The sequence below is a fragment of the Streptomyces sp. NPDC001292 genome (genome assembly GCF_042896465.1).
GTDB lineage: Bacteria > Actinomycetota > Actinomycetes > Streptomycetales > Streptomycetaceae > Streptomyces.
Genome location: NZ_JBIAXG010000043.1, coordinates 41960 through 63486, shown reverse-complemented (window position 1 = coordinate 63486; position 21527 = coordinate 41960). Strand labels below are relative to the sequence as shown.

Annotated in this window: 21 protein-coding genes and 4 pseudogenes; 17 read left to right on the top strand and 8 right to left on the bottom strand. The window is 67.5% G+C overall.

What is annotated here, in order from left to right; translation table 11 throughout:
- Positions 1-117 precede the first annotated feature (117 nt).
- Positions 118-537, bottom strand: coding sequence for a DUF6924 domain-containing protein (locus tag ACFY4A_RS33490; protein ID WP_390833085.1), 420 nt, complete (start codon positions 535-537; stop codon positions 118-120).
- A 196-nt stretch (positions 538-733) separates the two neighbouring features.
- On the opposite strand from ACFY4A_RS33490, the gene ACFY4A_RS33485 reads away from it, so the two are divergent.
- Positions 734-925: a hypothetical protein gene (locus ACFY4A_RS33485; protein WP_390833084.1), complete on the top strand. Its 192-nt coding sequence runs from the start codon at positions 734-736 to the stop codon at positions 923-925.
- Positions 926-978: 53 nt separating this feature from the next.
- Positions 979-1158 carry a hypothetical protein gene (locus ACFY4A_RS33480; RefSeq protein ID WP_390729824.1) on the top strand — a complete coding sequence of 60 codons (180 nt, stop codon included), beginning with the start codon at positions 979-981 and terminating at the stop codon, positions 1156-1158.
- Here the strand turns inward: ACFY4A_RS33480 and ACFY4A_RS33475 are convergent.
- The gene (locus ACFY4A_RS33475; RefSeq protein WP_390833083.1) at positions 1119-1436 is read right to left on the bottom strand and encodes a hypothetical protein; all 318 of its coding nucleotides are present in this window, start codon (positions 1434-1436) and stop codon (positions 1119-1121) included. The two genes, ACFY4A_RS33480 and ACFY4A_RS33475, sit on opposite strands and share 40 nt — an antisense overlap.
- 252 nt (positions 1437-1688) lie before the next feature.
- On the opposite strand from ACFY4A_RS33475, the gene ACFY4A_RS33470 reads away from it, so the two are divergent.
- Positions 1689-2462 carry a thiamine pyrophosphate-binding protein gene (locus ACFY4A_RS33470; RefSeq protein ID WP_390833082.1) on the top strand — a complete coding sequence of 258 codons (774 nt, stop codon included), beginning with the start codon at positions 1689-1691 and terminating at the stop codon, positions 2460-2462.
- A gap of 128 nt (positions 2463-2590) precedes the next feature.
- Complete coding sequence (locus ACFY4A_RS33465; RefSeq protein ID WP_390833081.1) at positions 2591-3094, top strand: MarR family winged helix-turn-helix transcriptional regulator; 504 nt, start codon at positions 2591-2593, stop codon at positions 3092-3094.
- A 1199-nt stretch (positions 3095-4293) separates the two neighbouring features.
- Here the strand turns inward: ACFY4A_RS33465 and ACFY4A_RS33460 are convergent.
- On the bottom strand, positions 4294-5070 hold the full coding sequence (locus ACFY4A_RS33460) for a GNAT family N-acetyltransferase (RefSeq protein WP_390833080.1): 777 nt from the start codon (positions 5068-5070) through the stop codon (positions 4294-4296).
- Between the two features lie 94 nt (positions 5071-5164).
- On the opposite strand from ACFY4A_RS33460, the gene ACFY4A_RS33455 reads away from it, so the two are divergent.
- The 12 genes and pseudogenes from ACFY4A_RS33455 (at position 5165) to ACFY4A_RS33400 (ending at position 17101) form a co-directional block, all read left to right on the top strand.
- Positions 5165-5671 (top strand): helix-turn-helix domain-containing protein, encoded by a 507-nt coding sequence (locus tag ACFY4A_RS33455; RefSeq protein ID WP_390833079.1) that lies wholly within the window; start codon positions 5165-5167, stop codon positions 5669-5671.
- A gap of 435 nt (positions 5672-6106) precedes the next feature.
- A complete protein-coding gene (locus tag ACFY4A_RS33450) occupies positions 6107-7123 on the top strand; it encodes a hypothetical protein (RefSeq protein ID WP_390833078.1) in 1017 nt (338 codons plus the stop codon).
- Positions 7120-8457 carry a replicative DNA helicase gene (locus ACFY4A_RS33445; protein WP_390833077.1) on the top strand — a complete coding sequence of 446 codons (1338 nt, stop codon included), beginning with the start codon at positions 7120-7122 and terminating at the stop codon, positions 8455-8457. The genes ACFY4A_RS33450 and ACFY4A_RS33445 overlap by 4 nt, the downstream gene beginning before the upstream one ends.
- 197 nt (positions 8458-8654) lie before the next feature.
- Positions 8655-9041, top strand: coding sequence for a hypothetical protein (locus tag ACFY4A_RS33440; protein WP_390833076.1), 387 nt, complete (start codon positions 8655-8657; stop codon positions 9039-9041).
- Between the two features lie 736 nt (positions 9042-9777).
- On the top strand, positions 9778-10371 hold the full coding sequence (locus tag ACFY4A_RS33435; RefSeq protein ID WP_390833075.1) for a TetR/AcrR family transcriptional regulator: 594 nt from the start codon (positions 9778-9780) through the stop codon (positions 10369-10371).
- Positions 10368-11210, top strand: coding sequence for an alpha/beta fold hydrolase (locus tag ACFY4A_RS33430; protein ID WP_390833074.1), 843 nt, complete (start codon positions 10368-10370; stop codon positions 11208-11210). Before ACFY4A_RS33435 ends, ACFY4A_RS33430 begins: the two co-directional genes overlap by 4 nt.
- Before the next feature lie 612 nt (positions 11211-11822).
- Positions 11823-12056 (top strand): hypothetical protein, encoded by a 234-nt coding sequence (locus ACFY4A_RS33425; RefSeq protein WP_390833073.1) that lies wholly within the window; start codon positions 11823-11825, stop codon positions 12054-12056.
- A 16-nt stretch (positions 12057-12072) separates the two neighbouring features.
- Positions 12073-12447, top strand: coding sequence for a fic family toxin-antitoxin system, toxin component (locus tag ACFY4A_RS33420; RefSeq protein WP_390833072.1), 375 nt, complete (start codon positions 12073-12075; stop codon positions 12445-12447).
- A gap of 296 nt (positions 12448-12743) precedes the next feature.
- On the top strand, positions 12744-13052 hold the full coding sequence (locus ACFY4A_RS33415) for a helix-turn-helix domain-containing protein (protein ID WP_390833071.1): 309 nt from the start codon (positions 12744-12746) through the stop codon (positions 13050-13052).
- Positions 13049-14752 (top strand): helix-turn-helix domain-containing protein, encoded by a 1704-nt coding sequence (locus ACFY4A_RS33410; protein ID WP_390833070.1) that lies wholly within the window; start codon positions 13049-13051, stop codon positions 14750-14752. Before ACFY4A_RS33415 ends, ACFY4A_RS33410 begins: the two co-directional genes overlap by 4 nt.
- Positions 14753-15374: 622 nt before the next feature.
- A complete protein-coding gene (locus ACFY4A_RS33405; protein WP_390833094.1) occupies positions 15375-15950 on the top strand; it encodes a transcriptional regulator in 576 nt (191 codons plus the stop codon).
- Positions 15951-16023: 73 nt separating this feature from the next.
- Positions 16024-17101, top strand: a pseudogene (locus ACFY4A_RS33400) (IS3 family transposase).
- On the opposite strand, the gene ACFY4A_RS33395 reads toward ACFY4A_RS33400, so the two are convergent.
- Positions 17022-17267, bottom strand: a complete 246-nt coding sequence (locus ACFY4A_RS33395) for a reverse transcriptase domain-containing protein (protein WP_390833069.1) — start codon at positions 17265-17267, stop codon at positions 17022-17024. The pseudogene ACFY4A_RS33400 and the gene ACFY4A_RS33395 sit on opposite strands and share 80 nt — an antisense overlap.
- A 333-nt stretch (positions 17268-17600) precedes the next feature.
- Between ACFY4A_RS33395 and ACFY4A_RS33390 the strand changes: the two genes are divergently transcribed.
- Positions 17601-18956 (top strand): epoxide hydrolase family protein, encoded by a 1356-nt coding sequence (locus tag ACFY4A_RS33390; RefSeq protein ID WP_390833068.1) that lies wholly within the window; start codon positions 17601-17603, stop codon positions 18954-18956.
- Positions 18957-19076: 120 nt separating this feature from the next.
- Here the strand turns inward: ACFY4A_RS33390 and ACFY4A_RS33385 are convergent.
- From ACFY4A_RS33385 to ACFY4A_RS33370, 4 genes and pseudogenes are all read right to left on the bottom strand, one after another.
- Positions 19077-19474 (bottom strand): annotated as a pseudogene (locus ACFY4A_RS33385) (RNA-guided endonuclease InsQ/TnpB family protein); the annotation flags it as partial.
- A 3-nt stretch (positions 19475-19477) separates the two neighbouring features.
- Positions 19478-19883, bottom strand: a pseudogene (locus ACFY4A_RS33380) (MFS transporter); the annotation flags it as partial.
- A gap of 192 nt (positions 19884-20075) precedes the next feature.
- A complete protein-coding gene (locus tag ACFY4A_RS33375) occupies positions 20076-20270 on the bottom strand; it encodes a hypothetical protein (RefSeq protein WP_390729438.1) in 195 nt (64 codons plus the stop codon).
- A 665-nt stretch (positions 20271-20935) separates the two neighbouring features.
- Positions 20936-21211, bottom strand: a pseudogene (locus ACFY4A_RS33370) (IS5/IS1182 family transposase); the annotation flags it as partial.
- Between the last annotated feature and the right edge of the window lie 316 nt (positions 21212-21527).

The window sequence follows — 21527 nt, the reverse complement described above, 5'->3', positions numbered from 1 at the left end:
AGTCCCGGAGTGAAGTACTCCACGCTGCGTTCCTCCTGTCGACGCCCCTGGGTCGAGGGGCGGGGACGGTGTGCCCCAACAGGTGAACCGGGCGGTCGGGTGGGTTGCCCGGGCGGTTCAGAATCCGCGGAAGACGCCCTCTTCCTCGGCCGCGTCCACGAATTCCTCCCAGTCCATGTTGGCGAGGGCTATGTTGTTCTCGATCGAATACAGCTGCTCGGCAACAACGCGGAGTTCGGCGAAGCCCTGCTCCGGTCCGTCCTCATCCGTCCTCAGGACGGCCAGCAGCGGCATCTCCGCCTCCGTCAGGGCCTTGCTGTCCGCCACGATCAGCAGGTCATCCTCAGCGGGCGCGAGGGCGACTACCTGCTCGGTGGTCAGGTCGCGGTAGGCGGGGTCGTCCACGATGTGGAGCTCGGCGAGGAAGTCGTCCTCGCCCGGGGTGGTGACCACGGTGCGCAGCGCCTGCCAGGCCGCCTCGTCCGAGAAGTCCGTACGGATCAGCAGCGTCTCTTCGGTCTGCGGCAGGCTCTTCACGGTCGGATCTCCTGTAAGGGGTGGCCAGCTGCCGGGCCAGTGACGACCGGCACACATTGCGGAAATGTTAGCGAATCCAATAGCTCACACACATCAAGTTCGTCACCCCCTTGACAGGTGACGGCGCGAGGTGCAAGCTGACCATGAGCCCGCCGGCCGACGGACCCGGTCACGATCGACGAAGTGGAGACCGGCCATGAACCAGGAAGCCACGATGGACGCCGCAGCGGCGGCACGGCACGCGCGCTTCGGCAAGCTGCCCGAGCGCATCCGGTTCGAGGACATGACCCAGGTGGTCGAGTCTGAGCCGAACGGCGGGGCGAACGCCTCGTACGACGAGGCGCAGGGGCACACCCTCACGTGCCTCGCCCTCGACCTGGGGCTGTAGCCCCCCGAACGGGGCCGCATCGCACGACCACGCACTGTCGACAGGGGCAGACCATGAACACCTACGAGTACCCCCTCTTCCCCGGCCGCCTGGGCAAGGAGCAGGAGGCGATGGAGGAACTCCTCCGCCGGGTGAACTGCAACGACCGGCGGAAGCCGGACCGGAAGGCGGAGGAGTACACCAGAAAGACACGTCAGCTCGCGGCCATCACCTTCCTCAGCGCTGTTCTGTGACCATCCGTCTGCGGTGAGGGGAGGGACAGGGCGAGCAGGGAGGCCGCGGTGAAGTCGTCCGCCGGCTCGACCGTCTGCCGGGCGGCGACGTCGTCGAGGTAGCCGGCGCCGTGCCCGTCGAAATCGGACCACCGGTGTCCGGACGGCTCGGCGGAGCACGGACGCATGCTGCCGAACCTCTCCAGGTCGTCCAGGAGATCCGCCTTGTTGGGACCGTTGACCACCGCGCCCCGCAGGATGTCCCCGCTCCCCGTCCGGCTCCTGGCGAGGTTCGCCACCTGGTGCTCCGGGCAGTGCGGGTACGTCGCCCGCGCCGATGACGAGTGGGCTGAACCCGACAGTCGTCCGACCGAGCAGCCGAAGGCGCCCCGGCACCAGCGAGGCAGTCATTCGACGGATGTGTGCCCGATGTCGCCCGACAAGACTGATCAGGTGCTTGTCGACCGTGGCGAGCACCTGTGCGGGCGGGTTCTGCCCGTGCGGTCCTCCTTCCGCTCCGGCCGCGCTCACGACCGACGAAAGGCAACCGTATGCCCACCTGCGCCGACCACGTCATCGCTTCGCTCAAGGCCTCCGGGGCGCGCCGTCTGTACGGTCTGCCCGGTGATTCGCTCAATGGCCTGACCGAAGCCATACGCCGGGACGATGGCATCGACTGGGTGCATGTGCGACACGAGGAGAGCGCCGCCCTCGCGGCGGCCGCCGAGGCCGGGCTGACTGGAGAGTTCAGCGTCTGCGTCGGCAGCTGCGGTCCGGGCAACCTGCACCTGATCAACGGGCTCTTCGACGCCCAGCGCAGCCGCGTGCCGGTGCTCGCCATCGCCGCCCAGATCCCGGGCGGCGAGGTCGGCTCCGGCTACTTCCAGGAGACCCGCCCGCAGGAGTTGTTCGCCGACTGCAGCGTCTACGCCGAGGTCGTCACCAGCCCTGAGCACGGGCCCCGCATCCTGGAGATGGCGATGCGTGCGGCCGTCGAGCGCAGGGGAGTGGCGGTCGTCGTCGTACCCGGCGAGGTCTTCCTCGGCAAGACCCCCCGCAACCTGGCACCCACGGTGGTGCGCCCGGCCCGTACCGTCGTCCGCCCGGACGACGAGGCCTTGCGCGAGAAGGGTGCCTTCGCACACGAAGGACCGGCGCTGGTCGAGGTCATGACGGCTCGCCAGGAGCTGTCCGTGCCGCCGGCGGTCACGGTGGAGCAGGCCAAGGGCTTCACCCTTTACGCGATCCGTACCATCCTGTCCGGCCGCGGCGAGGAGTTGGTGGACCTGGTCACCACCAACGTATCGCGCCGGATCCTGCACTGACCGGCGCACGCTGACCGCAACCGGAATACATATACCAGGTGCATATGTGTGCTATGGCACACCTCAAACACTTGCCTTGGGCAACTTAAAACTCATGGTTGCCTCAAGCAATGACATTGGAGGCACACGTGGCCGAAAGAGCCCTGTACGAGGAGCTGATGCACCAGCTGAGCGCTGTCGGTTCCGTGCGACGGGAGCTGGGCCGGGTCCTTCCGTACGGCTGCTCCAACGGATCCGCCACGGTGCTGGCGCTCCTCGGCCGCGACGGCGACATGCGCATCGGCAGGGTTGCGGAACTGCTCGGCGTCGACACGTCGGTCACCAGCCGCCACATCGCCCACCTGGCCGCGCGGGGCTGGATCCACCGCAGCCCCGACCCCGCCGACCGGCGCTCGCGCATCCTGCGCCTGACCCCCGAGGGCCGGGCCCGGCTCGCCGAACTGTCCGACCGCCTCGCCCAGGAGCTCGCCTCGCGGCTGAGCGAGTGGAGCGACGAGGACGTCCGCCGGCTGACCTCGCTCCTGTCCCGGCTCCGGGCCAGCTTCGACGACCTGTGGACCGAAGAGGGCCCGACGCCGGGCCGCCCGAGGGCGCCTACTCCACCCGCACACCCGCTGTCACCACGTAGGTGAGGAAGACACACCCCATGACAACCACACAAAGAGCAGGTGTGCGGGCGCATGCCCACCACGGAGGAGGGCTGCCCACGCGCCGATGACACACGTGCAGATCATGCGAGCCCTGTCGGGACTGCTGCTCGGCCTGTTCTGCGCCGTCCTGGGAGAAGGAGCTGCGGGACACCGTGTGCGCCGCGACGGCCGCCAGAGCCTGCGGCAGCCGTCCGCAGCTCGCCACGATGGCGTCGACCGCCGCCCGATCGCCACCGGCACGTTCCGCGCCGACCCGGCCGACGAAGAGGGCGCGGGCGGCGGCCGTCCGGCAGGCCCAGCGGCAGCAGGTGGGCGCCGTGGCCGGCGACGAGTCCGGCGAGATCGGTCCTGCCGGTGACGACGGCGCAACTGCCTGCGTCGCCGGGCACGAGCGGACAGACGTCCTGCGTGGCGGGGCACATTGTCCAGGACCACGAGGACCCGCCGCCCCGCGGGCAGGTGGGACCGGGTGATATCGGCTGCGCCCGGTCCGACCGCGGGGCGTGGTCTGCCGACGGTGGTGACGCGCGCTGCGCGGATGATGGACGGGCTCTCGGCATCGCGCCGGTTCGGAGCGTGGCACACGTACAGGTGCCCGTTCGCCCGCTCAGGCCAGGAGCGGTACGTGAACGGCGTGCGGACGTGGGCCATACGGCTGTGCGCCTCGCCGAACCGCCGGCGAGCAGCAGGGCCAGGGTGAAGGCCGGGGCGTAGCCGCAGGCGACCCACCGGCGGGGTCTCGACTGTAGACCAGGGAGTCATGGCGATTGCCTCCGCTCCCTCCACGCATGGCCGCACCGTGCGCGCAGCCGGCAGGTGGGGCAGTGACGGTGGGGCGCCCCTCAGGACGTCGGCGTCTCGCAAGTGCCGCGTGAGGCGGCCCCCACCGCACGGGTCCATGATCGCCGGTACGGCGCTCAGTACGCTGCGCCCGCCGAAGTGCTCGACCGGCCAGGCGTCGCAGAACGCTCCGCCGCCGATCCGCCCGCCCCGCAGCACCAGGAAGCGCAGGTCTGCGTAAGTCTCCAGGTCCAACCGCAGACCGGCGGCCGGTACGGCGAACAGTAGCTGTGTCATGCTGCCCGCTTCGACCAGAGCCGACTGCACTAGGCTAGCAACCGGTGCCCCTGCTCGTCCTCGCTCTCGTCAGCCGGAGGCGATGCTTTGCCGCTGTGCGGAGCTCAGGCCGTGAAGAAGGTCCAGAACTCCGCGGTACGGAAGCCGGCATGCTCGAAGAGGGACAGCGCCTCTTCGCTGGAGTGCAGGTACGCCGTGCGAGCACCGGCGGCGTATCCGTCCCGCAGGATCGCCTCGGTGACGGCGCGGCCGAGGCCGAGGTGGCGGTAGTCGGACACGGTGCCGATGTTGGCGAGGCCTACGTGCTCCTCGGTCAGGATCGCCAGTCCGGCTGCGGCCGGCACCCCGTCGAGCTCTGCGACGTAGGCACGCACGAAGGGCTGGCTGAGGACTAGAGGCGTGTACAGACTGGCGATGATCACGGGAGGAGCCCCGAACGCGGCACCCAGCACCTCGGCGAAGAGCTCGTCCTCGTCGTCACCCAGCGGACGTACGGACGCCGACGCCTGGGCCGACTCCTGCCAGGCCCGGTCGGCATCCAGCTTCAGCAGCATGAAGGGCTGCTGGGTGCGAGTGGTGAGCCCATGCTCGGCGGCGACGGCAACGATCCCGTCCTCCGGCTCGCCACGCAGCCGGATGCTCCAGGGAAGACCCTGGACATGTGCCTCGGCCATGTCGCAGAGCTGGGCGATCTCCGCCTTGTCGGGGGAGGGGGCCGCGCTCGTGATCCCGTTGAGCGCGGGGATCATCGAGCCGGTAGTGGCCAGCAGGGCGCCACCGGAGCCGTTCTCGCGAAACCCGTTCGGGAGGACGTCCGCGAGCTCCGCCACCGCCGCCTGAAAGGCCTGTGCAGCCTTGAAGGCCTCATCACTATTGGTCATACATGTGAGTGTAGCCCGGGCACACGTATTTACGTGCAGAGCAAAACCGTCTCGCACGGTCCGTACCGCCCCCTCACGGAACTCGGCGTCGTAGATGCGCTTTCTGGATGCCATGACCCCCAACTATCCCTCCGGTCACGGTCTCCACAGTAGGAGGGGAGGTGCACGACCGGGATTGGCTCCTCCTCGCTATCGCCGTAGTAGCCCTGGTGGGCGCACCCGGGCCGGGATGAGCGGATTTCTCCGAGGACACGCCGCCAAGTCGCCAGTAACAAGTGGAGAGTTATGTATAGTTCTGGATCACGTGAGGAGAGGGAGAGCAGTGTCTGAACTACTCGATGCAGTCGACGCTCTGCTCGCGCGGCCGGACACCCTGCCGTCGCCAGAGGTCCGCGCGAGGCTCCGCAAGGCCGACGGGCTGACCCAAGAGGAGGTTGCGCAGGTCTTTGGAGTTACTCGAGTGGCCTTCCACCGCTGGGAAACCGGTGTAGCCAAGCCGCGGCGGCGTCACCTCGAGGCTTATGTCCGGCTACTCAACGGGTGGGCCGCGAAGCACCCAGAAGCAGCGCAGCCCTCGGAACCGGCGCGCCAGGCGAGGTAAGGAGCAATGATGCCAACCGGCCCCCCGTAGAAACGCCGAAGCGGCCCTGTCGCCACAACAGGACCGCTTCCTAGCGAACCGACTCGCACCCTGCAAAAGCTCGAGTCGTGAGCAGCGAGGTGACCTCGTCTGCCGGGTGATGCCCGTGAGCCCTAGGAGCCCGCGTGGTCACCTGTACCCAGAGTATGCGCAACAGATAGCGCAACGCCACTACTCTGATCCCGAACTGGGTCACATTCGCTGGTCGCGGCTCCCTTACTTGGGGAGATGTACCCCTTGCAACACCAGCACAAAACAGCTGGCAGCGCCCCCGCGGGGCCCGCCGGCAGCATCGATGGATCCGGCCTGCTTCGCCAGGCTCAGGCGCCCGCCAGCGGCATTTCGGTCCCCCGCCACATGGGTGTCGGGTGTGATCTTGTTCACTCTCTGGATTACGTGGTGCTGCTCCAAGTCATGTTCAACCTTGCCTCCGGTGTGCAGTCCACTCCCCTCGCCGTGTGGGAGCAGCTGAAGGAGCGGGGCATCCGCTCCGCGAAGAACGCGCGGGAGCTGGTCGGGAAAAACGCCGTCTACGAGTCGTTCGCGCGCCTGGTGGAGGCCGGCTACGTCCGCCGCCTCCAACTGCCGCATCCGACTCTTCCCGGCCGGAAGGGTCCGGTCGTATACGAGGTCTACGACGACCCCGCCTGGAACCCCGATCGTTCCCCTGCACCCGAAGATCACGAGCAGGTAAACCCGCAGGTCGCGACGCTTCCCGGAACGCCGGATCCGTCAACCGGGGAACCTGGTGAACCCGCAGGTCAGAACGCTTCCCGGAACGCCGGAACTGTGAACAACGCATCCGGCGTTCCGGGAAGCGTCAAACAGCGTGTTCCCGCAGGTCAGAACGCTTCCCGAGTTCCGGGACGCGGAATGGCTTCCCCCCCACACCCCCCGGAGGGGGAGGATTCCTCCTCCCCCTACCCCCTCACCAGCCCCTCGAGCTCGCTTCCGTCACAGAGGGAGGAGGCTGCGGAGTTCTCCCTGGAGGAGATCTCCGCAGCGACCGAGTTCCTCCAGCGCATGCAGCGCTGGCAGGCAGGTGCCACGACGGCCCGCCGGTGCGCGCCCCGGCTGCTGCGCGCCATGCGCAGCCAGGGTTGGCCGATGCTGACCGAGATGGACGACGCGCACCGGGTACTGCTGGAGGCGGACATCCTGAAGAACACAGGCGGCGCCGCGTCTTGGACCAAGTGCCTGCCGGGCTGGGTGGATGACCTGCGCCTGTATGCGACCGTGCGCCCCCTCACAGCCCCGTCCGAGGTCAGCGGCGCGGCCGTGCGCGCCGAGCTGGTCGCGGCCTGCACTGCGTGCGACCGCAATGGCTGGGTCCTGGACGACGACGATGACGCGCCGATGCGGCGGTGCGCGCACCCAGGGGTGACCGTGGGGACGGGGGCGCGGCAGCAGTGATCGATGAGCAGCTCGCGCTGTCCAGCCCGGAGGCCGAAGCCCGGGTGCTCGGGGCCTGTCTCATGGCCACCCCGGCCCATGATCCGGTGGCAGAGGCCGCACGGTTCCTCGACGACGGTGACCTGGAACCCGCCAACCAGCTGGTCTGGGCTGCGATTCAGCGTCTGCACGGGGCGAGCAAGCCGACCGGCCTGCCGATGGTCGAAGCTGAGCTGCGGCGCGCGGGCGAGCTGGAGCGCGCCGGCGGCATGGTGCGGCTGTCGCAGCTGGCGATGGAGGCGTGCGGGCCCGGCGAGGTCGGCTACTACGTGGACCTCGTCCACGGCTACGCTGCGCTGCGCCGCTACCAGGCGGCGCTGGCGCGGGCGGTACAGGCGTCCCGGCTGGCGGCGCCGACCGACGTGCCCGACGCCATCCGCGCGCACCAGGCCGAACTCGACGTCCTTGTCCTGGGCGATGGTGAAGTGGACGCCTGCTTCGGCAGGCTCGGTGACGACCTCGACGAGCACCTGCGCATGCTGGAAACCCCGATCGAGGCGACGGCCGTGACCGGCCTGGTCGACCTGGACCACATCGTCAAGTTGCGCTCCGGCAACGTGGTCGTCGTGGCCGGCCGCCCCGGCATGGGCAAGAGCGCGCTCACCCTGGGCATCGCCCTGGCGAACGCCGCCTCCGGTCGTCCGACGCTTGTGCACTCCATGGAGATGGGCAAGCCCGAAGTCCTCAACCGGGTGCTGGCCGCCCGGGCCCGCGTCGGGCTGCACCGCCTCATGGACGGCGGGCCCGTCATCGAGGACGGCGACTGGACTCGCATGGTTCGCATCCTGCCCGAACTGTCTGCGCTGCCGCTGTGGATGGACTACGCCGCCCGTCTGACCCCCAGCCGGGTCCGGCACCGCATCAAGGCCCTGACCCGGGAGACCGGGCGCCCCCCGCTGGTGATCATCGACTACCTGCAGCTGATGGACACCAACCAGCGAAGCAGCCGCCAGTCGCCCTACGAGCGGGTCTCCGAGATCAGCCGCGAGCTGAAGGTGATTGCCGAGGACACCGGGGCGGTCATCATCTGCTGTGCCCAGCTCAACCGGGGCAGCGAGCACCGTGAGGGCAAGCGCCCGGCCGTGTCGGACCTGCGGGACTCTGGACAGATCGAGCAGGACGCCAGCGTGATCATCCTGCTGCACCGTGAGGACTACTACGAGCCCGCCGGCCCGCACGCGGGCGAAGTCGACCTGATCGTAGGCAAGAACCGCAACGGCGTGACCACGACCGTGACCGTGGCGCACCAGTTGCACTTCGCGCGGATCCGGGACATGGCACGGGAGGATGGCTGAGGTGTTGTAGGTTCTCTGGTTCCGTGTCATTTTCTCGGCCGAAATGTCATGGCGGCGGCAGTTCTGACACGCCTCGGAGAATTGCACGTGAGGGGCGTCACTCGATTGAGTGACGCCCCTTTGTTTCCTCCCGTACGGCCATGCGCCTGGTGCGACTCTCATCGAGGCGGGGGTGGTCGTCCAGCAGGGGGCGAGTCGTGGAGGTCGGGTCGGTCGAGCATGTGACGGTGAGTCACCGTCGCGTCGACGGAGTTGTCGAGGAAAACCGTCCATGGGGCGTGGTGGGTATCTCCGCGCTGTCGCAGGCGGCGCCGTGGCGTACGTTCCGGTGGCATCGCAGGCAGCGGCACTATTCGGGGACGTACTGGGCGGCTACGGTACGCGATCACGTGATCTACGAGTCGCGTCTGGAGTTGGCTCGGCTGCTGCTCGCTGACTTCGACCCGTCAGTACGGCACGTCGTGGCTCAACCATTCCTCGTGAAAGCGCTGGTGCAAGGCAAGATCCGCAAGCACATCCCTGAACCGCCCCCGGAATGTGCGGTTCCTGGCCGGTTACCGCCGGGACTGGCTCTTTCCCGGTGATCTGCTGGATGCAGTGGAGTCGGCCGCCGTCGACGGGATAACGCTCCGCGAGGCCGCGGGCCGTGTCGCGGGGTTCGCCCCAGAGCTTGGTTGCGCGGCGATCTTCCACTCGTTGTGGGCAGGTCGGCTGGTGACGGACCTTCAGAGACCGCTCAGTCCCTCGCATATGCTGCGGGGGGCGGCATGAGCGGAGCGGCCATGCGCCTGGGGTCGGCACGCACTTTCGCTACGACGGCGAGACCGTCGAGGTGGTGGAGATGGCCGCGACGGCGGCGGGCAACGAGGTGGTACTCAAGAATGGGCGCGGCGGCCTGTTGCGGGTCAGCTTGAAGGAGCTGCTTTTCTCTGATCGGGCAGCGATCATTCCTGCTCAGGACGGTCCGGGTGCCGAGGATGAGGAGGAGATCGCTGGGGTCGTGTTGCACGCGAGTACGGCATCCCACTCCGCGACGGCCCGCAGGACTACAAGCCTCGCGGAGCCATCGACCGCGACTGGCTCATCGAACAGTACGTTCACCACCGTCGGACCCTGCCCGACCTCGCCCAGGAGAAGGGCATGAGCACCGCGAACATGGCGAGATGGGCCCACGCCCACAAGATCCCCCTCCGGCCCCGCGGCGGAGCCTCCCATGACGCCGCCCTCCGGGCGGCAGGCCGGGCCGACTGATCGCGCCCCCGATTGCTTTCCTAGGGATCCTAGGCTAAAACTAGAACCTCAAGGATCTTAGGAGGGTGCATGGTGCGGGCCGGGCTGACAGCGGAGCGGGTGACCATTGCGGGCGCAGAGCTGGCGGACGACGTTGGGCTCGACCAGGTGACCATGTCGCAGGTGGCGCGGCGGCTGGGCGTGAAGGACGCGAGCCTCTACACGCACGTCCGCAGCCTGGGGGATCTGCGCGGTCGGATCGCGCTGCTGGCGGCGGACGAGAAGACCATCCGCATCGCGGAGGCGACTGCCGGGCGAGCAGGCAAGGACGCGCTCATCGCGTTTGCGAACGCCTGGCGGGAGTACGCCCACAAGCATCCGGGCCGCTACATGGCAACGCAGACCCCGATCCAGATCGACCCCGAGCTGGCCGCAAAAGCGCCCGGACCACGGCGCGCGGTCGAGCTGACCTACGGCATGCTGCGCGGCTACGGACTGGCCGAGCCGGACCTGACCGACGCGGTCCGGTTGCTTCGCAGCACGTTCCACGGGTTCGTCGCCCTGGAAGCGGCGGGCGGCTTCGCGCACAAGCGTTCGCCACAGCAGTCCTGGATCCGCGCGCTCGACGCCCTGCACACCCTCCTGGAGCACTGGCCCCCGTCCCGAGAAGGAGACTCCTCATGACCGACCCGACCATCGGCAGCCTGCGGGTGAACGGCGCAACCCTGCACTACGAAGTGCGAGGCCAGGGCCCGCTCCTGCTGTTGATCCCCGGAGGGACGGGCGGCGCGGCCTCTTTCGACGGCATCGCCGACGACCTGGCCGCCGAATACACAGTCGCGACCTACGACCCGCGCGGCATGTCCCGCAGCACACTGGACGACCCCGACGCCGAGCAGCAAGTGGCCGAGCACGCCGATGACGCGTTTCGGATGCTGGAACTGCTGTCGCCTGGCGAGGCCGCCCGAGTATTCGGCGCCAGTTCGGGCGCGATCGCTGCCCTGCACCTGCTCACCGCCCACCCCGAACGCATCGCACGCGTTGTGGCGCACGAGCCGCCAGTAGTGGAGGTCCTGCCGGACGCGGCTGAACACCGCGCACTCATCGCACAGGTGCAGGACACGTTCCGCACCCAAGGGCTCATGCCGGCGATGGCCGTGTTCGCTGCGGGCCTCAAGAAGGACGGCGACACCACCGAGCCGGAGGCCGAGCTCAAGCTTCCGCCCCAAGCAGCGGCGCGGGCCGAGCAGACGATAGCCAACCTGCCGTACTTCGTCGGGCGGATCGTGCCCAGCTTCATGTCCTACGCGCCGGACATCCGTCGGCTGGAGGGGCTGTCGGACCGGCTCGTGATCGCCGGTGGCCAGGACTCACGGGGTGAGCTGCCCTACCGCTCGGCGGTTTTCCTGGCCGAGTGTTTTGGCACGGAGCTCCAGCACTTCCCCGGCGGGCACATCGGACTGACCACGCACCCCGCAGAGTTCGGCGAGCTCCTACGGAAGGCCCTCGGAGCCTCGATCTGAATCTCGCATGACCTGGTCAACTCTGTCGGAGGCGGTCGAAGGAAGTGACACGATCCTGAGACACAACTCATCCGTCACTACCTGAGACGGGAGGGAGAACAGCAGGTCACAGCATCGCCATATGACAGCGAACCGGAGAACCTACAGGTGTGGGATCTCAAATCCCGTGGCCGAATCTCACGAACCGTGGCTACCCGATGGCCAATTGGCCACGAATCTGAGACTGGCCGACCAGGGGTCCCGGCGCCATCACCCACAAGGGTGACGGTGCCGCCCTTCTGGCCATCTGAAGCGGGGATCTGCCGCAGTTCTGAGACTGATCAGCTTGGCCACGGCGTGAGACAGCCTCAAGACCAGCGGGTCATGGGCACGCACTTGGCCACGAGCGGCGAGACCCTACATGAGGTGAGCGACTTCCAGGCCATCGATGCCCTGCTCGCCGCCGCGCCGGCCGACCGGACCCAGCTGCCGCCTACCGATGGCCCACGCGTCGGCAGTGGTGGCGTCGAGGTCCAGGCCCTTGTAGGCCAAGGATGCCGGAAGGTGGCCTTGCGGGGTCTGGCTTCTGGTATCCGCTCCCGCACGGCGGTCGGCACCGCTACCGTGGGGGCCATGGCCAGGGAAATCCGCATCGAGATCGATGACGAGCAGTACGCGCAGTTGGAGCGCGAGGCGCACGAGCGGCACGAGGATCCGACCGTGTACGCCGGACGCGTCCTGGCCCAGGAGCTCGACAAGGCCCGGTTCCTCGAGGGCAGCGCCCTCTTCGTCCGCACTCCCGGGGTGCGCGAGGAGTTCGCTCGCCGGTTCGGTCCGGGACCTGGTACCACCGCGTCCGCGGCGTAAGGCGGGCAGCAACGCAGTGGACCTCACGGTAGATCTTCCGTGGCTGATGGAGATCGCTCGCACGCAGTTGGGCGACCCTGACGTGACGGACTGGGGAGCGCTGGAGGCGGCCCGCGCCCGGCATGCCTTCCGTGTCATGGACGAGTTCGTATACCCGCGGCCGCATCACCGGGCTGCCGCTCTCTTCCACTCGCTGGTCCGGGTACCGGTCCTGGAGCACAGCAACGAACTCTTCGGTGCGACGGTCGCAGCTGGCTACCTGCATGCCAGTGGCCTGCCCCTACGGTTCACCGCCAAGGAGGCCGCAGACCTCGCCGATCACGTGTCAGCCGGGAACGTGGACGTGCCCGCCCTGGCCGTGGCTCTGAAGGAGTGGACCGAGCGCGGCTGAGCATAGGCTCCGCCCGGTGAAGACATTGCTGATCATGACGGCCCCTGTGGGGCTGCCCTGTGTTCCCACCCGCCCGTTGCCGCGGCTGCGGTGAGCGGAGCCAGAATGGCGTCCGGCTTCGGCTGTGGCATCAGCGAGGACTCCGCCAGTCTCCACCGGCGTGCCTGCGCCGTCGAAGACTCGTGCCTTACGTCGGGCCGCTCCGATTCGCCCGACCGGGGCCGCTCCACTCCTGAAGCTTGATGCGAAATTCGCATGTCTAATAAGCCTTAGGTGGTAAAATCCTCAGTGTGGGTATGAGTCTCGATGAGCGGGTACGGTCCGCAGTAGCCGCGCTCCTGCACGCGACGGGGGAGTCGCAGACCGATCTCGCCTCGGCCTTGGGAGTGAGCCAGGCCCAGGTGAGCCGCCGTCAGTCCGGCACCGCCGCGTGGAGCCTGACCGACTGCGACGCAGTCGCCTCGCACTACGGCATCGACGTCCTCGACCTGCTGGCGGGGCCGACCCGGGCCGCGGAGTCGCTGCCCGCGGAACGCCGTCGCGGTCCCGGCCGGCACGCGGGCACCGCACGCCCTGTAGCCGTACAGGACGAGGGAGCCCGATGACGAACTTCGACGCGATCGACGCTCTGCTCGCCGGGGCAAAGAAAGAGGTCCCGCTGCCGCCCGCCGAGGAGCGGCGCGCCCTGCGCGAAGGGCTGAGCCTGTCGCGTGCCCAGCTCGCGCAGGCCTTGGGCGTCAGTCCGTCCACGATCGGGGGCTGGGAGTCCGGGCGGGACCCGAGCGGTGAAGTACGGGAGAAATATGCGTACTTCCTCCAGGGAGCGCGGACGAAGTTGGCTACTGCTGCGACTGACGATTCCCTGGCCGAGGAACCGGCGGACGACGCCCCAGCCGAAGCCGTCAACGCTGAGCAGGAGACGGGTCAGGACGGCGTTGACGACGTTGAGGCTCTGTCCGCGCCTCAGCCCTGCGTCCTCTGCGGGCAGCCCGCCTCCCACCAGGTCGCGGGATTCCCGCAACATTTGGAGCCCACCGAGTGCGGCACGGCCGAGGAGACCCAGACGCAGCAGTTCGCGCGGCCGGAGAGACCCGCTCCGCAGAGGGAACCCCGTCCGACAGCTCCCGCCGCAAGGCAGGACAGCCCCGCGGCACGCGGGGTCAAGGTCGTGCCCGTCGGCCGCCGTCTGAAGACCGCCGACACCCCGGACCTGATCGGCTCCGCCGTCGCGGCCGCCCTCGCGTCGCATTCCGGCGACGTGGAAGCGGCGACCGCGGCGCTGGTGAAGCGGGCCATCCCGGACGCGATGACGCTGCTGGACGAGACCCGCAAGGGCGGCCGGTACGACGTTGTCGCCCACCCGTGGCTGCCGGACATCCTGCGCAAGCAGACCTCCCGGGGCGCCGACCAGATCTGGGAGGCCCGGCCCAAGTGGTCACGCGCCGAACTGCCGCCGGGCGAGCACGAGGTGACCGCGCTCGACATCAACGGCGCCTACCTCTCCGCGCTCAAGACGCACCTGCCCATCGGCCAGCTGGAGCACACAGCCGGCAACCATTACGACCGCCGCCGCGCCGGTGTCCACCTGATCACCCCACCCGTCTGGGAGCACGACGCGGTGCTGCCCAACCCGATCGGCAGCCGCGAGGAACCAGGCCCACTGTGGGTCACCGAGCCGACCCTGCGCCTGCTGCTGCGCCTGTCGGGCCCGAAGTACGGGCTGTGCGACCCGCCGGAGATCCACGAGTCCTGGACGTCGGGGGCTACGGAGGGCCTGCTGGAGAAGTTCCGCATCGCTCTCAAAGACGCCCGGGAGCGGGCGATCGCCGAGGACGACGAAGTGACGCTGGAGTACGTCAAGGCCATGTACTCGAAGTTCGTCTCCACTATGGGGGAGTCGAACTACAACCGGGAGCTGTACCGCACCGACTGGATGCACCTGATCCGCTCCCAGGCCTTCGTGAACCTGTGGTGGAAGGCCCACCGCGCTTACGACGAGGGATTGATGGTCGTCCGCGCGATGGGCACCGACGAACTGCACGTGATCGGCGACTGGCGCGCCGTGTTCCCCGAGGGACGTGGCGTCACCGAGGTGAAGGTCAAGGATGCCTACACCGTCGGCACCCCCACCATCACGGCGGCCCGCCACACCACTGCGCGTCGGGAGCTCCCGGCGTCAAGCACCGGCATGGCAGCGGCTGGCGCCTGGAAGCCCAGGCCTGCGGCCGGCATGCAGGCCGCAAGGGCTGCACTGCCTACTGGCCCTGAACAACGCGGCGGCACCCCCGGACCAACGACCGACTGATCCATTTGAGCGAAGCTGCGCAGCCATCACTGCGGGCATGCGTTGCACAGGGCACGAGCAGATCCACCAAGCTGGGTGCCCTGCTGCTTGTCGGCGCCCTGGCCCTGGCTGGTACCGCAAAAGCAATGGCGGCGCGGTGCATCTGCGATCGGACCGGGCCCAAGTCCCCTCACGTGCACCGCTGAAGCCGGGAACCGACTTCTACGCCGAAGCAGCATTGCGCGAACTCGAGGAGCGCGCGACCGAACTGGCCCAGCAACTCCACGCCACGGTCGAACTGCGACGCCGCATGCGAAATGACTTGGACCGAGCACGACAGCGAGCCGCACAGGCAGACCACGCTGCGCAAGAGGCACGCCATGCTGCGGAGACGGCGCGAGCCCGTGCCGAGCGCTTGACTCTGTGAGGTCTGCGTCCCCGCGGGATGCCGGGGGCCATGAGTTCCCTGACCAGGCCGCATGCCGAGTGCGTCCGGTCCCTCGAACCTCGTGAGCCAGCGGTCTGCCTCACAGCGAACGTGGGGGTGGTTGGATCGCGTAAGTTGAGCAAGTGGTTGTGCAGTTTCCCAATGGAGCGTCATCGTGACAGCGAGGCGCTGACGCGCAGGCTGAGGAGAGACGGGGTGCCAGAGAGAAATGTCGAGTTCGGCAAATATGGGGCTCGGGGTATCAAAGGGCACGAAGCCGTAGCCAGGCAGCTGGACAGGCTCGCTAGCTTCGTGGCGACCCCGATCACCGTACGCCGGGGCCTGCTCGCACGGCTCCACTACCTCACTCGTACCAGTCATGCCCAGCAGGCGGCTCGTGAGGCCGGCCTTACCGTCACGGACCGCACCCTCAAAGCGTGGCTCGGCGGCGAGCGCAACCCATCGAAAAAGAACCTCGAGCGTATCGAGACCGCGTACCGGACGGTGCGCCGGCACAACGTCGCACGCTACCTGCTCGCCCGCCTCAACCGTGAAGGCCGCGGAACCCGTGTCGAGTTCCACCCGCTCAACCAGTCCCAGGTCAACCGGCCTCGCCAGCGAGTGGTTTCCTATCGCACACTCAACGTCCGGCACTGGGACCGCATCGTCGAGGCGTGGGCCAACGACGACGAGGCGGCCCTGGACGATGCCTGGATCACCGATGCGGTCGTGGACCTCGGCTCGGAGTGGGGCCAGTACGAGTACGTCACCAACGTCGGGTTCGCCGCCTGAATCAAGAGAAGACCTACGAAACCTGAAGTGCTCCGGGTCTGATGGAGGCTCGATTCCCTGAGAGGATCGAGTCATGGCCCGTCCGTCCCCTTACCCTGCCGAGCTTCGTGAGCGTGCGGTGCGCATGGTCGCGGAGATCCGCCCCAACTACCCAACTGAGTGGGCAGCGATGAAGGCAGTCGCTGCCAAGCTGGGGATCGGTTCCGCCGAGGCGGTGCGGACGTGGGTCCGCAAGGCCGAAGTCGGCGCCGGCCAGCGTCCTGGGGTGACCTCAGAGGAGGCCGCGGAGATCAAGCGGCTGAAGGCCGAGAACGCCGAGCTGCGCCGGGCCAACGAGATCCTCAAGGCGGCCTCGGCTTTCTTCGCGGCCGAGCTCGACCGGCCGTCGAAGCGCTCGTAGCGTTCATCGACGCCCATCGGCAGGTGTTCGGAGTCGAGCTGATCTGCAAAGTCCTGACCAGCCACGAACTGAAGATCGCGATGAGCACCTACTACGCCGATCAGCCGTGTCCACACGGACAACTTCGGTGTGTACGGAGTGCGGAAGGTCTGGCGGCAGCTGCACCGCGAGGGCATACCCGTGGCCCGCTGCACGGTCGCCCGGCTGATGCGCGAGCTGGGCCTTCCCGACGCGGGAAGAAGATCCGCACCACCATCCGCGACGACGGCCACGAGCGGGCCACCGACCTGCTTAGACGAGACTTCACCTCATCCCGCCGAACGAGCGGTGGGTCGCCGACTTCACCTATGTCGCCACTTGGTCCGGCATCGTCTACGTCGCCTTTGTCGTGGACGTGGTCTCCCGAGCGATCGTCGGCTGGTCGGCCGCCACCAGCAAGCGGGCCAAGCTCGTCCTCGACGCCCTCGACATGGCCCTGTGGCGCCGCGACCGGGCTGGCATCCCCGCAGGTCCCGGGCTCATTCATCACTCGGACGCGGGCAGTCAGGAAACATCCCGCCCCACGAACACGAGACCAACCACTACGCGCGACACCAGCCCCAACCGACGGCTGGAGCCAACGCAGAGAGCCTCCACCGATCCCGGAGCGGTTCATGGACCGAAGTGCCTTCTTAGCCGGGCAGTTGTAGACCTATTGCCGGTCGGTTCCCCGCTTCTGGGTGACGCTGAATGCGCCAGCCAAGAAAGTTGAGGGCCTCGTCGATGTGCGTGATCAGCGTCTTCTCCTCCGACAGCCGCAGGCCGACGGTGGAGAGGACCTCCGCCACTTCGGGATGGAGCGCTTCCGCGTGAGCACGGGTGCCCGAGACCAGAATGACGAAGTCGTCCGCGTACCGGATCAGCCGGTAGTCGGCCAACCCCTTCTGGCGCCGGGTGAACCGTCGCTTCGGACTGGTCAGCGGGCCGCCCTCTGAGGTCCACTGGCAACCCTCACACGTGTGTCGAATGGGAGTGATCGGTTGGCGAACAGGCCGAGGTCGCCAGACAGGTGGCTGATCAGCCGTTCAATACGTGTGCACACCAGGTATGGTTGGTCCGAGACACCCTAGGTATGCACTTAGGGATACTTCGCACTCTTGTGGTGTTTGCCCGCCGATGTGGTCGATTGGTGTGCTACGTACAACAGTGCCGTGAATGTAACAGCGAACCGTCTGACATTCCTACCTCATGACGGACAGAAGGAGTCTTCGATGACAGAGAACGAGCGCTCGCGTCGGCTCGGCACCGATCGCCGCCGTTTCCTGGGTTTCGCGGCGGCTGGTGTCGTCGCCAGTCAAGTTGGTCTGTCGGGCCAGGCTCGGGCGGCCACCGCCGATCACGCGGCATCGACGGGTGCCGGTACCGCGGCCAAGTGGGCGCCGCGGCCCGGCTCAGGCGTCCGTCCTTTCCATATCGAGGTCCAGCAGAAGGAGATCAACGAGCTTCGGCGGCGAATCAAGGAGACCCGCTGGCCGGACCGGGAGACCGTCAGGGACCGGTCTCAGGGCGCGCAACTGGACAAGATGCGGCCGTTGGTGGACTACTGGGGTACCAAGTACAACTGGCGCAACCTAGAGACGCGCCTCAATGCCCTGCCGCAGTACATCACGGAGATCGACGGGCTGGATATCCAGTTCGCGCACATCCGTTCCCCGCATGCCGACGCCATGCCGATGCTGATGACGCACGGCTGGCCCGGGTCGATCGTCGAGTTGCTGAAGATCATCGATCCGCTGACCAACCCCACGGCACACGGCGGGCATGCCTCGGACGCCTTCCACTTGGTGCTGCCGACCTTGCCCGGCTACGGCTTCTCGGGCAACCCGACCAAGAGCGGGTGGGATTCCGCCCGCACGGCGCGCGCGTTCCACGAGCTGATGCTACGGCTCGACTACCCGGAGTACGTCTCCCAGGGCGGCGACTGGGGTGCAATCATCTCGGAGGTGCTGGCGGTCCAGCAGCCAAAGGGGCTGCTGGGGATCCACGTCAACATGCCCGGTACTGTGCCGGACAACATCCTGCGGCATCTGCTCAACTTTGATCCGGCTCCGGCGAACCTGTCGGCGGATGAGACGAGGGCTTACAACCGACTGCTTCACTTCTACCGCGACGGCTTCGGGTACGCGGCGATGATGAACCAGAGCCCGCAGACGATCGGCTACGCCCTGGCGGACTCCCCAGTAGCCATGGCGGCGTATTACTACGACAAGTTCGCGGAGTGGACGGACTCCGACGGAGAACCTGAGAAGCTCTTCACGTACGACGAGATGCTCGACGCTATCTCGCTGTACTGGCTGACCAACACCGGGGCGTCGTCGTCACGGCTGTACTGGGAAGGCGCACAGGCCGGCGGCGGACCGTTCAACGCCATTCCCATTCCGAAGCTTCCGGTTGCGGTGACGGTCTTCCCCGGTGAGATCTACCCCGCGCCGCGTAGCTGGGGTGAGCAGACCTTCGGCAACATCATCCACTGGAACGAGGTGGACAAGGGCGGTCACTTCGCCGCCTGGGAACAGCCGAAGATCCTGACCGAGGAACTCCGCACCGCCTTCCGGGTGCTGCGGTAGAACGGCACGGGTGTCTGGGGCTGCGAGCACATCGCCGCCCCACACTCGGTCGCTGGCTGTAGCATTCTTTAGTTGTTCGTCGGGTTGATTCCGGTCACTCTTGACATGCTCCCTGGCCTGAAGTCCAGGGATTCCGGCCTGGGTCGTCTGACCCTTCTGGGGGCTTCCTGCTTCAACGCGCTGTGCCGGGACTTTCATCCTGGTCTTACCGGCGCTCCACGAGGCGTTTGGTGTCTCGGCCCGCCCGGCGGCGACAACACGGCGTTCTTCGAAGAGGACGTCGCGTGCTGCGTTGTGGTCGCGGTTGTGCACGGTGCCGCACTCTCCGCATGTCCACTGCCGGACGTGCAGAGGCTTGGGGGTCGCACTCCGCAGACCGAGCAGACCTGAGAGGACGGGAAGGCCCGGTCCACCTTGGCGAAGGTGCGGCCGTGCTTGATGGCCTTGTACTGCAGCATGCCGACGAACGCGGACCATCCCGCGTCGTGTACGGACTTGGCGAGCCGGGTGCGCCCCAGGGGGATGGGCAGGTTGACCATGAAGGCCCACCGCCAGGACAACTGGTCGGTGAAGACACCGCCGAGCAGAGGGGGCCGACGATGCTGGCGTCACCGTAGACCGCCCCGAACACGCCCTGGTAGCAGCCGCGTTCGCGGCGAGCGACGATGTCACCGACCAGAGCGAAAGGCAGCACGATCATTCCACCGCCGCCCATACCCTGCAGCACGCGGGCGCCGATCAGCTCGGGCAGGTTCTGGGCCAGATCGCAGGCCACCGAGGCGATCAGGAAGAGGGTGATCGAGGCCAGGTACAGGCGCTTGCGGCCGAACAGCGATGTTACCGCCGTCGACGCCAGCAGATACGCGGCGCCGACCACGCTATGTCGTCGAAGCCGTCCAGGTTTCCTGCGAGAGCCGTCGACACGATCGTATTAGAGCAGCCGGGCCAGCAGACCGGGCTTTACGTGATCGGGGTGGCGACGAAGCCGGCGAGTGCACGCTCACGACGCCTACCCCACCGCGTGAAGCCCAACGTCCATACGGATATCGCATTGCGTCTCGGTGCGGAGCGGACGGGGAATCCGATCCGCCGGTTCGGCGGTCGGTGCGGGTGTCTGTTCTACAGGCCTAGGTCGAGGGCCAGGCACGAGTAGTACTTCCAGGAGCCTTCGGGGTCGTACGAGCCCTTCGTGTCACCCGGGGCGGCATCCACCTCTTCGGTCATGTCCTCGAAGCGGATGCGCTCGGGGAGCCGGCCGTACCGTGCGTGCCGCAGTTCCGCGGCGGCGGCGTCCGTGGTGAGTTCCTTGTTCATGGCCATGCTCCACTTCGTAGCTCGTGGATCGCGCCCTACTTGTTGCCTGGGACGACTACCAGCATGCCTCTCCTTGCGTCACCAGTCAAGGCGGTGATTCAAGAATGTGTGCGACGCGGGTTCCCGTACCCTCCACCGGCACGTACTGTTGTGGCCGACCGGCCGTCACATGCTTCCCGGGCCACCTTCCACCCTGTCAACTCCTCCTTGCTCAAGCGCAGTTGTAGTCAACTCGGCTGTGGGCGGCCAAACACTGCCGAACATGCTGAAGCTTCAGCGGACGTGTCTTACGTGTGAGTACAGTCACGCGTGTCTAGCAAGACGCCTTTCTCCATCGAGACCCTCAAGGAGAGGTGTTACCACCACTGTGCGTTTGTTTGGCACATCTCGCGAGAAGTGGAGCAGCAGCCTTCCAGTGGGCTAGGTGTTCTGTCTACGGAGGTTGGTGACAGCGATCACTGGCCTGTGATCTTGAAATGGGTGAGGGCCTTCTGGCTCGGTGTGGATTGCGACATCTGCACCGGCGACCAGAAAGGCCCTCATGCCGCACCGTAACGCACCGCTGACCGAGACCGGCCGTAATCAGCGGCCACCGGACCTCCCCATGCGTGTGCTGCTCGAAGTGCCGGTGGCCAGCATGGCCGGCCGCCTGGCCGCCCGACGGCTCACAACCACTGGTGGATCGCCGCGACGTGAACCGTCGCCTCGTACCGAACCGCGAGCTTGTCGAATCGGGTGGCCACTGCCCGGTGCTGCTTGAGACGGCTGATCCCGCACTCGACCGCATGGCGCTCGCGATAGTCGATCTTGTCGAACTTCGGCGGTCGGCCGCCTCGTGAACCACGCTTCTTGCGGTTGCGGACTTGATCGGCCTTCTCCGGGATCGTGCATCCGATGCCGCGTCTGCGTAGGTAGGCGCGGTTCGCGCGGGAGCCGTAGGCCTAATAGGCACTGTGGATTGGCAGTTGTCAGTCCTGGCAGGGGCCGGGCGAGACGTCTGGACTGTATGCAGCGCCTGGGAGTGCTTCGACAAGAGGGACGCATGCACGGCCTCTGCCGATTCGAGCTCGGCCGCCATACCGTGCCGTGGTTCGAGCCGTTCCCAGGAACACCTCCCGATCAGCTGGAGCCGTGGAGCTCTTCACGAGAGCGAGAACCCTGGACACTGCTGGGGCCACGGACGGCTGATGGGGTGGTGCGCCCATGAGCGCTTCTATTAGGTCGCCGGGTGGTCCTGCCACGGCCCGACACGGACGG

Bases quoted from the DNA above. Each gene is read 5' to 3' on its own strand.
- ACFY4A_RS33485 (WP_390833084.1), top strand. From the start codon at position 734: ATGAACCAGGAAGCCACGATGGACGCCGCAGCGGCGGCACGGCACGCG.
- ACFY4A_RS33480 (WP_390729824.1), top strand. From the start codon at position 979: ATGAACACCTACGAGTACCCCCTCTTCCCCGGCCGCCTGGGCAAGGAG.
- ACFY4A_RS33470 (WP_390833082.1), top strand. From the start codon at position 1,689: ATGCCCACCTGCGCCGACCACGTCATCGCTTCGCTCAAGGCCTCCGGG.
- ACFY4A_RS33460 (WP_390833080.1), bottom strand. From the start codon at position 5,070: ATGACCAATAGTGATGAGGCCTTCAAGGCTGCACAGGCCTTTCAGGCG.
- ACFY4A_RS33455 (WP_390833079.1), top strand. From the start codon at position 5,165: ATGCGCTTTCTGGATGCCATGACCCCCAACTATCCCTCCGGTCACGGT.
- ACFY4A_RS33435 (WP_390833075.1), top strand. From the start codon at position 9,778: ATGGTGCGGGCCGGGCTGACAGCGGAGCGGGTGACCATTGCGGGCGCA.
- ACFY4A_RS33430 (WP_390833074.1), top strand. From the start codon at position 10,368: ATGACCGACCCGACCATCGGCAGCCTGCGGGTGAACGGCGCAACCCTG.
- ACFY4A_RS33425 (WP_390833073.1), top strand. From the start codon at position 11,823: ATGGCCAGGGAAATCCGCATCGAGATCGATGACGAGCAGTACGCGCAG.
- ACFY4A_RS33415 (WP_390833071.1), top strand. From the start codon at position 12,744: ATGAGTCTCGATGAGCGGGTACGGTCCGCAGTAGCCGCGCTCCTGCAC.
- ACFY4A_RS33410 (WP_390833070.1), top strand. From the start codon at position 13,049: ATGACGAACTTCGACGCGATCGACGCTCTGCTCGCCGGGGCAAAGAAA.
- ACFY4A_RS33390 (WP_390833068.1), top strand. From the start codon at position 17,601: ATGACAGAGAACGAGCGCTCGCGTCGGCTCGGCACCGATCGCCGCCGT.
- ACFY4A_RS33375 (WP_390729438.1), bottom strand. From the start codon at position 20,270: ATGAACAAGGAACTCACCACGGACGCCGCCGCCGCGGAACTGCGGCAC.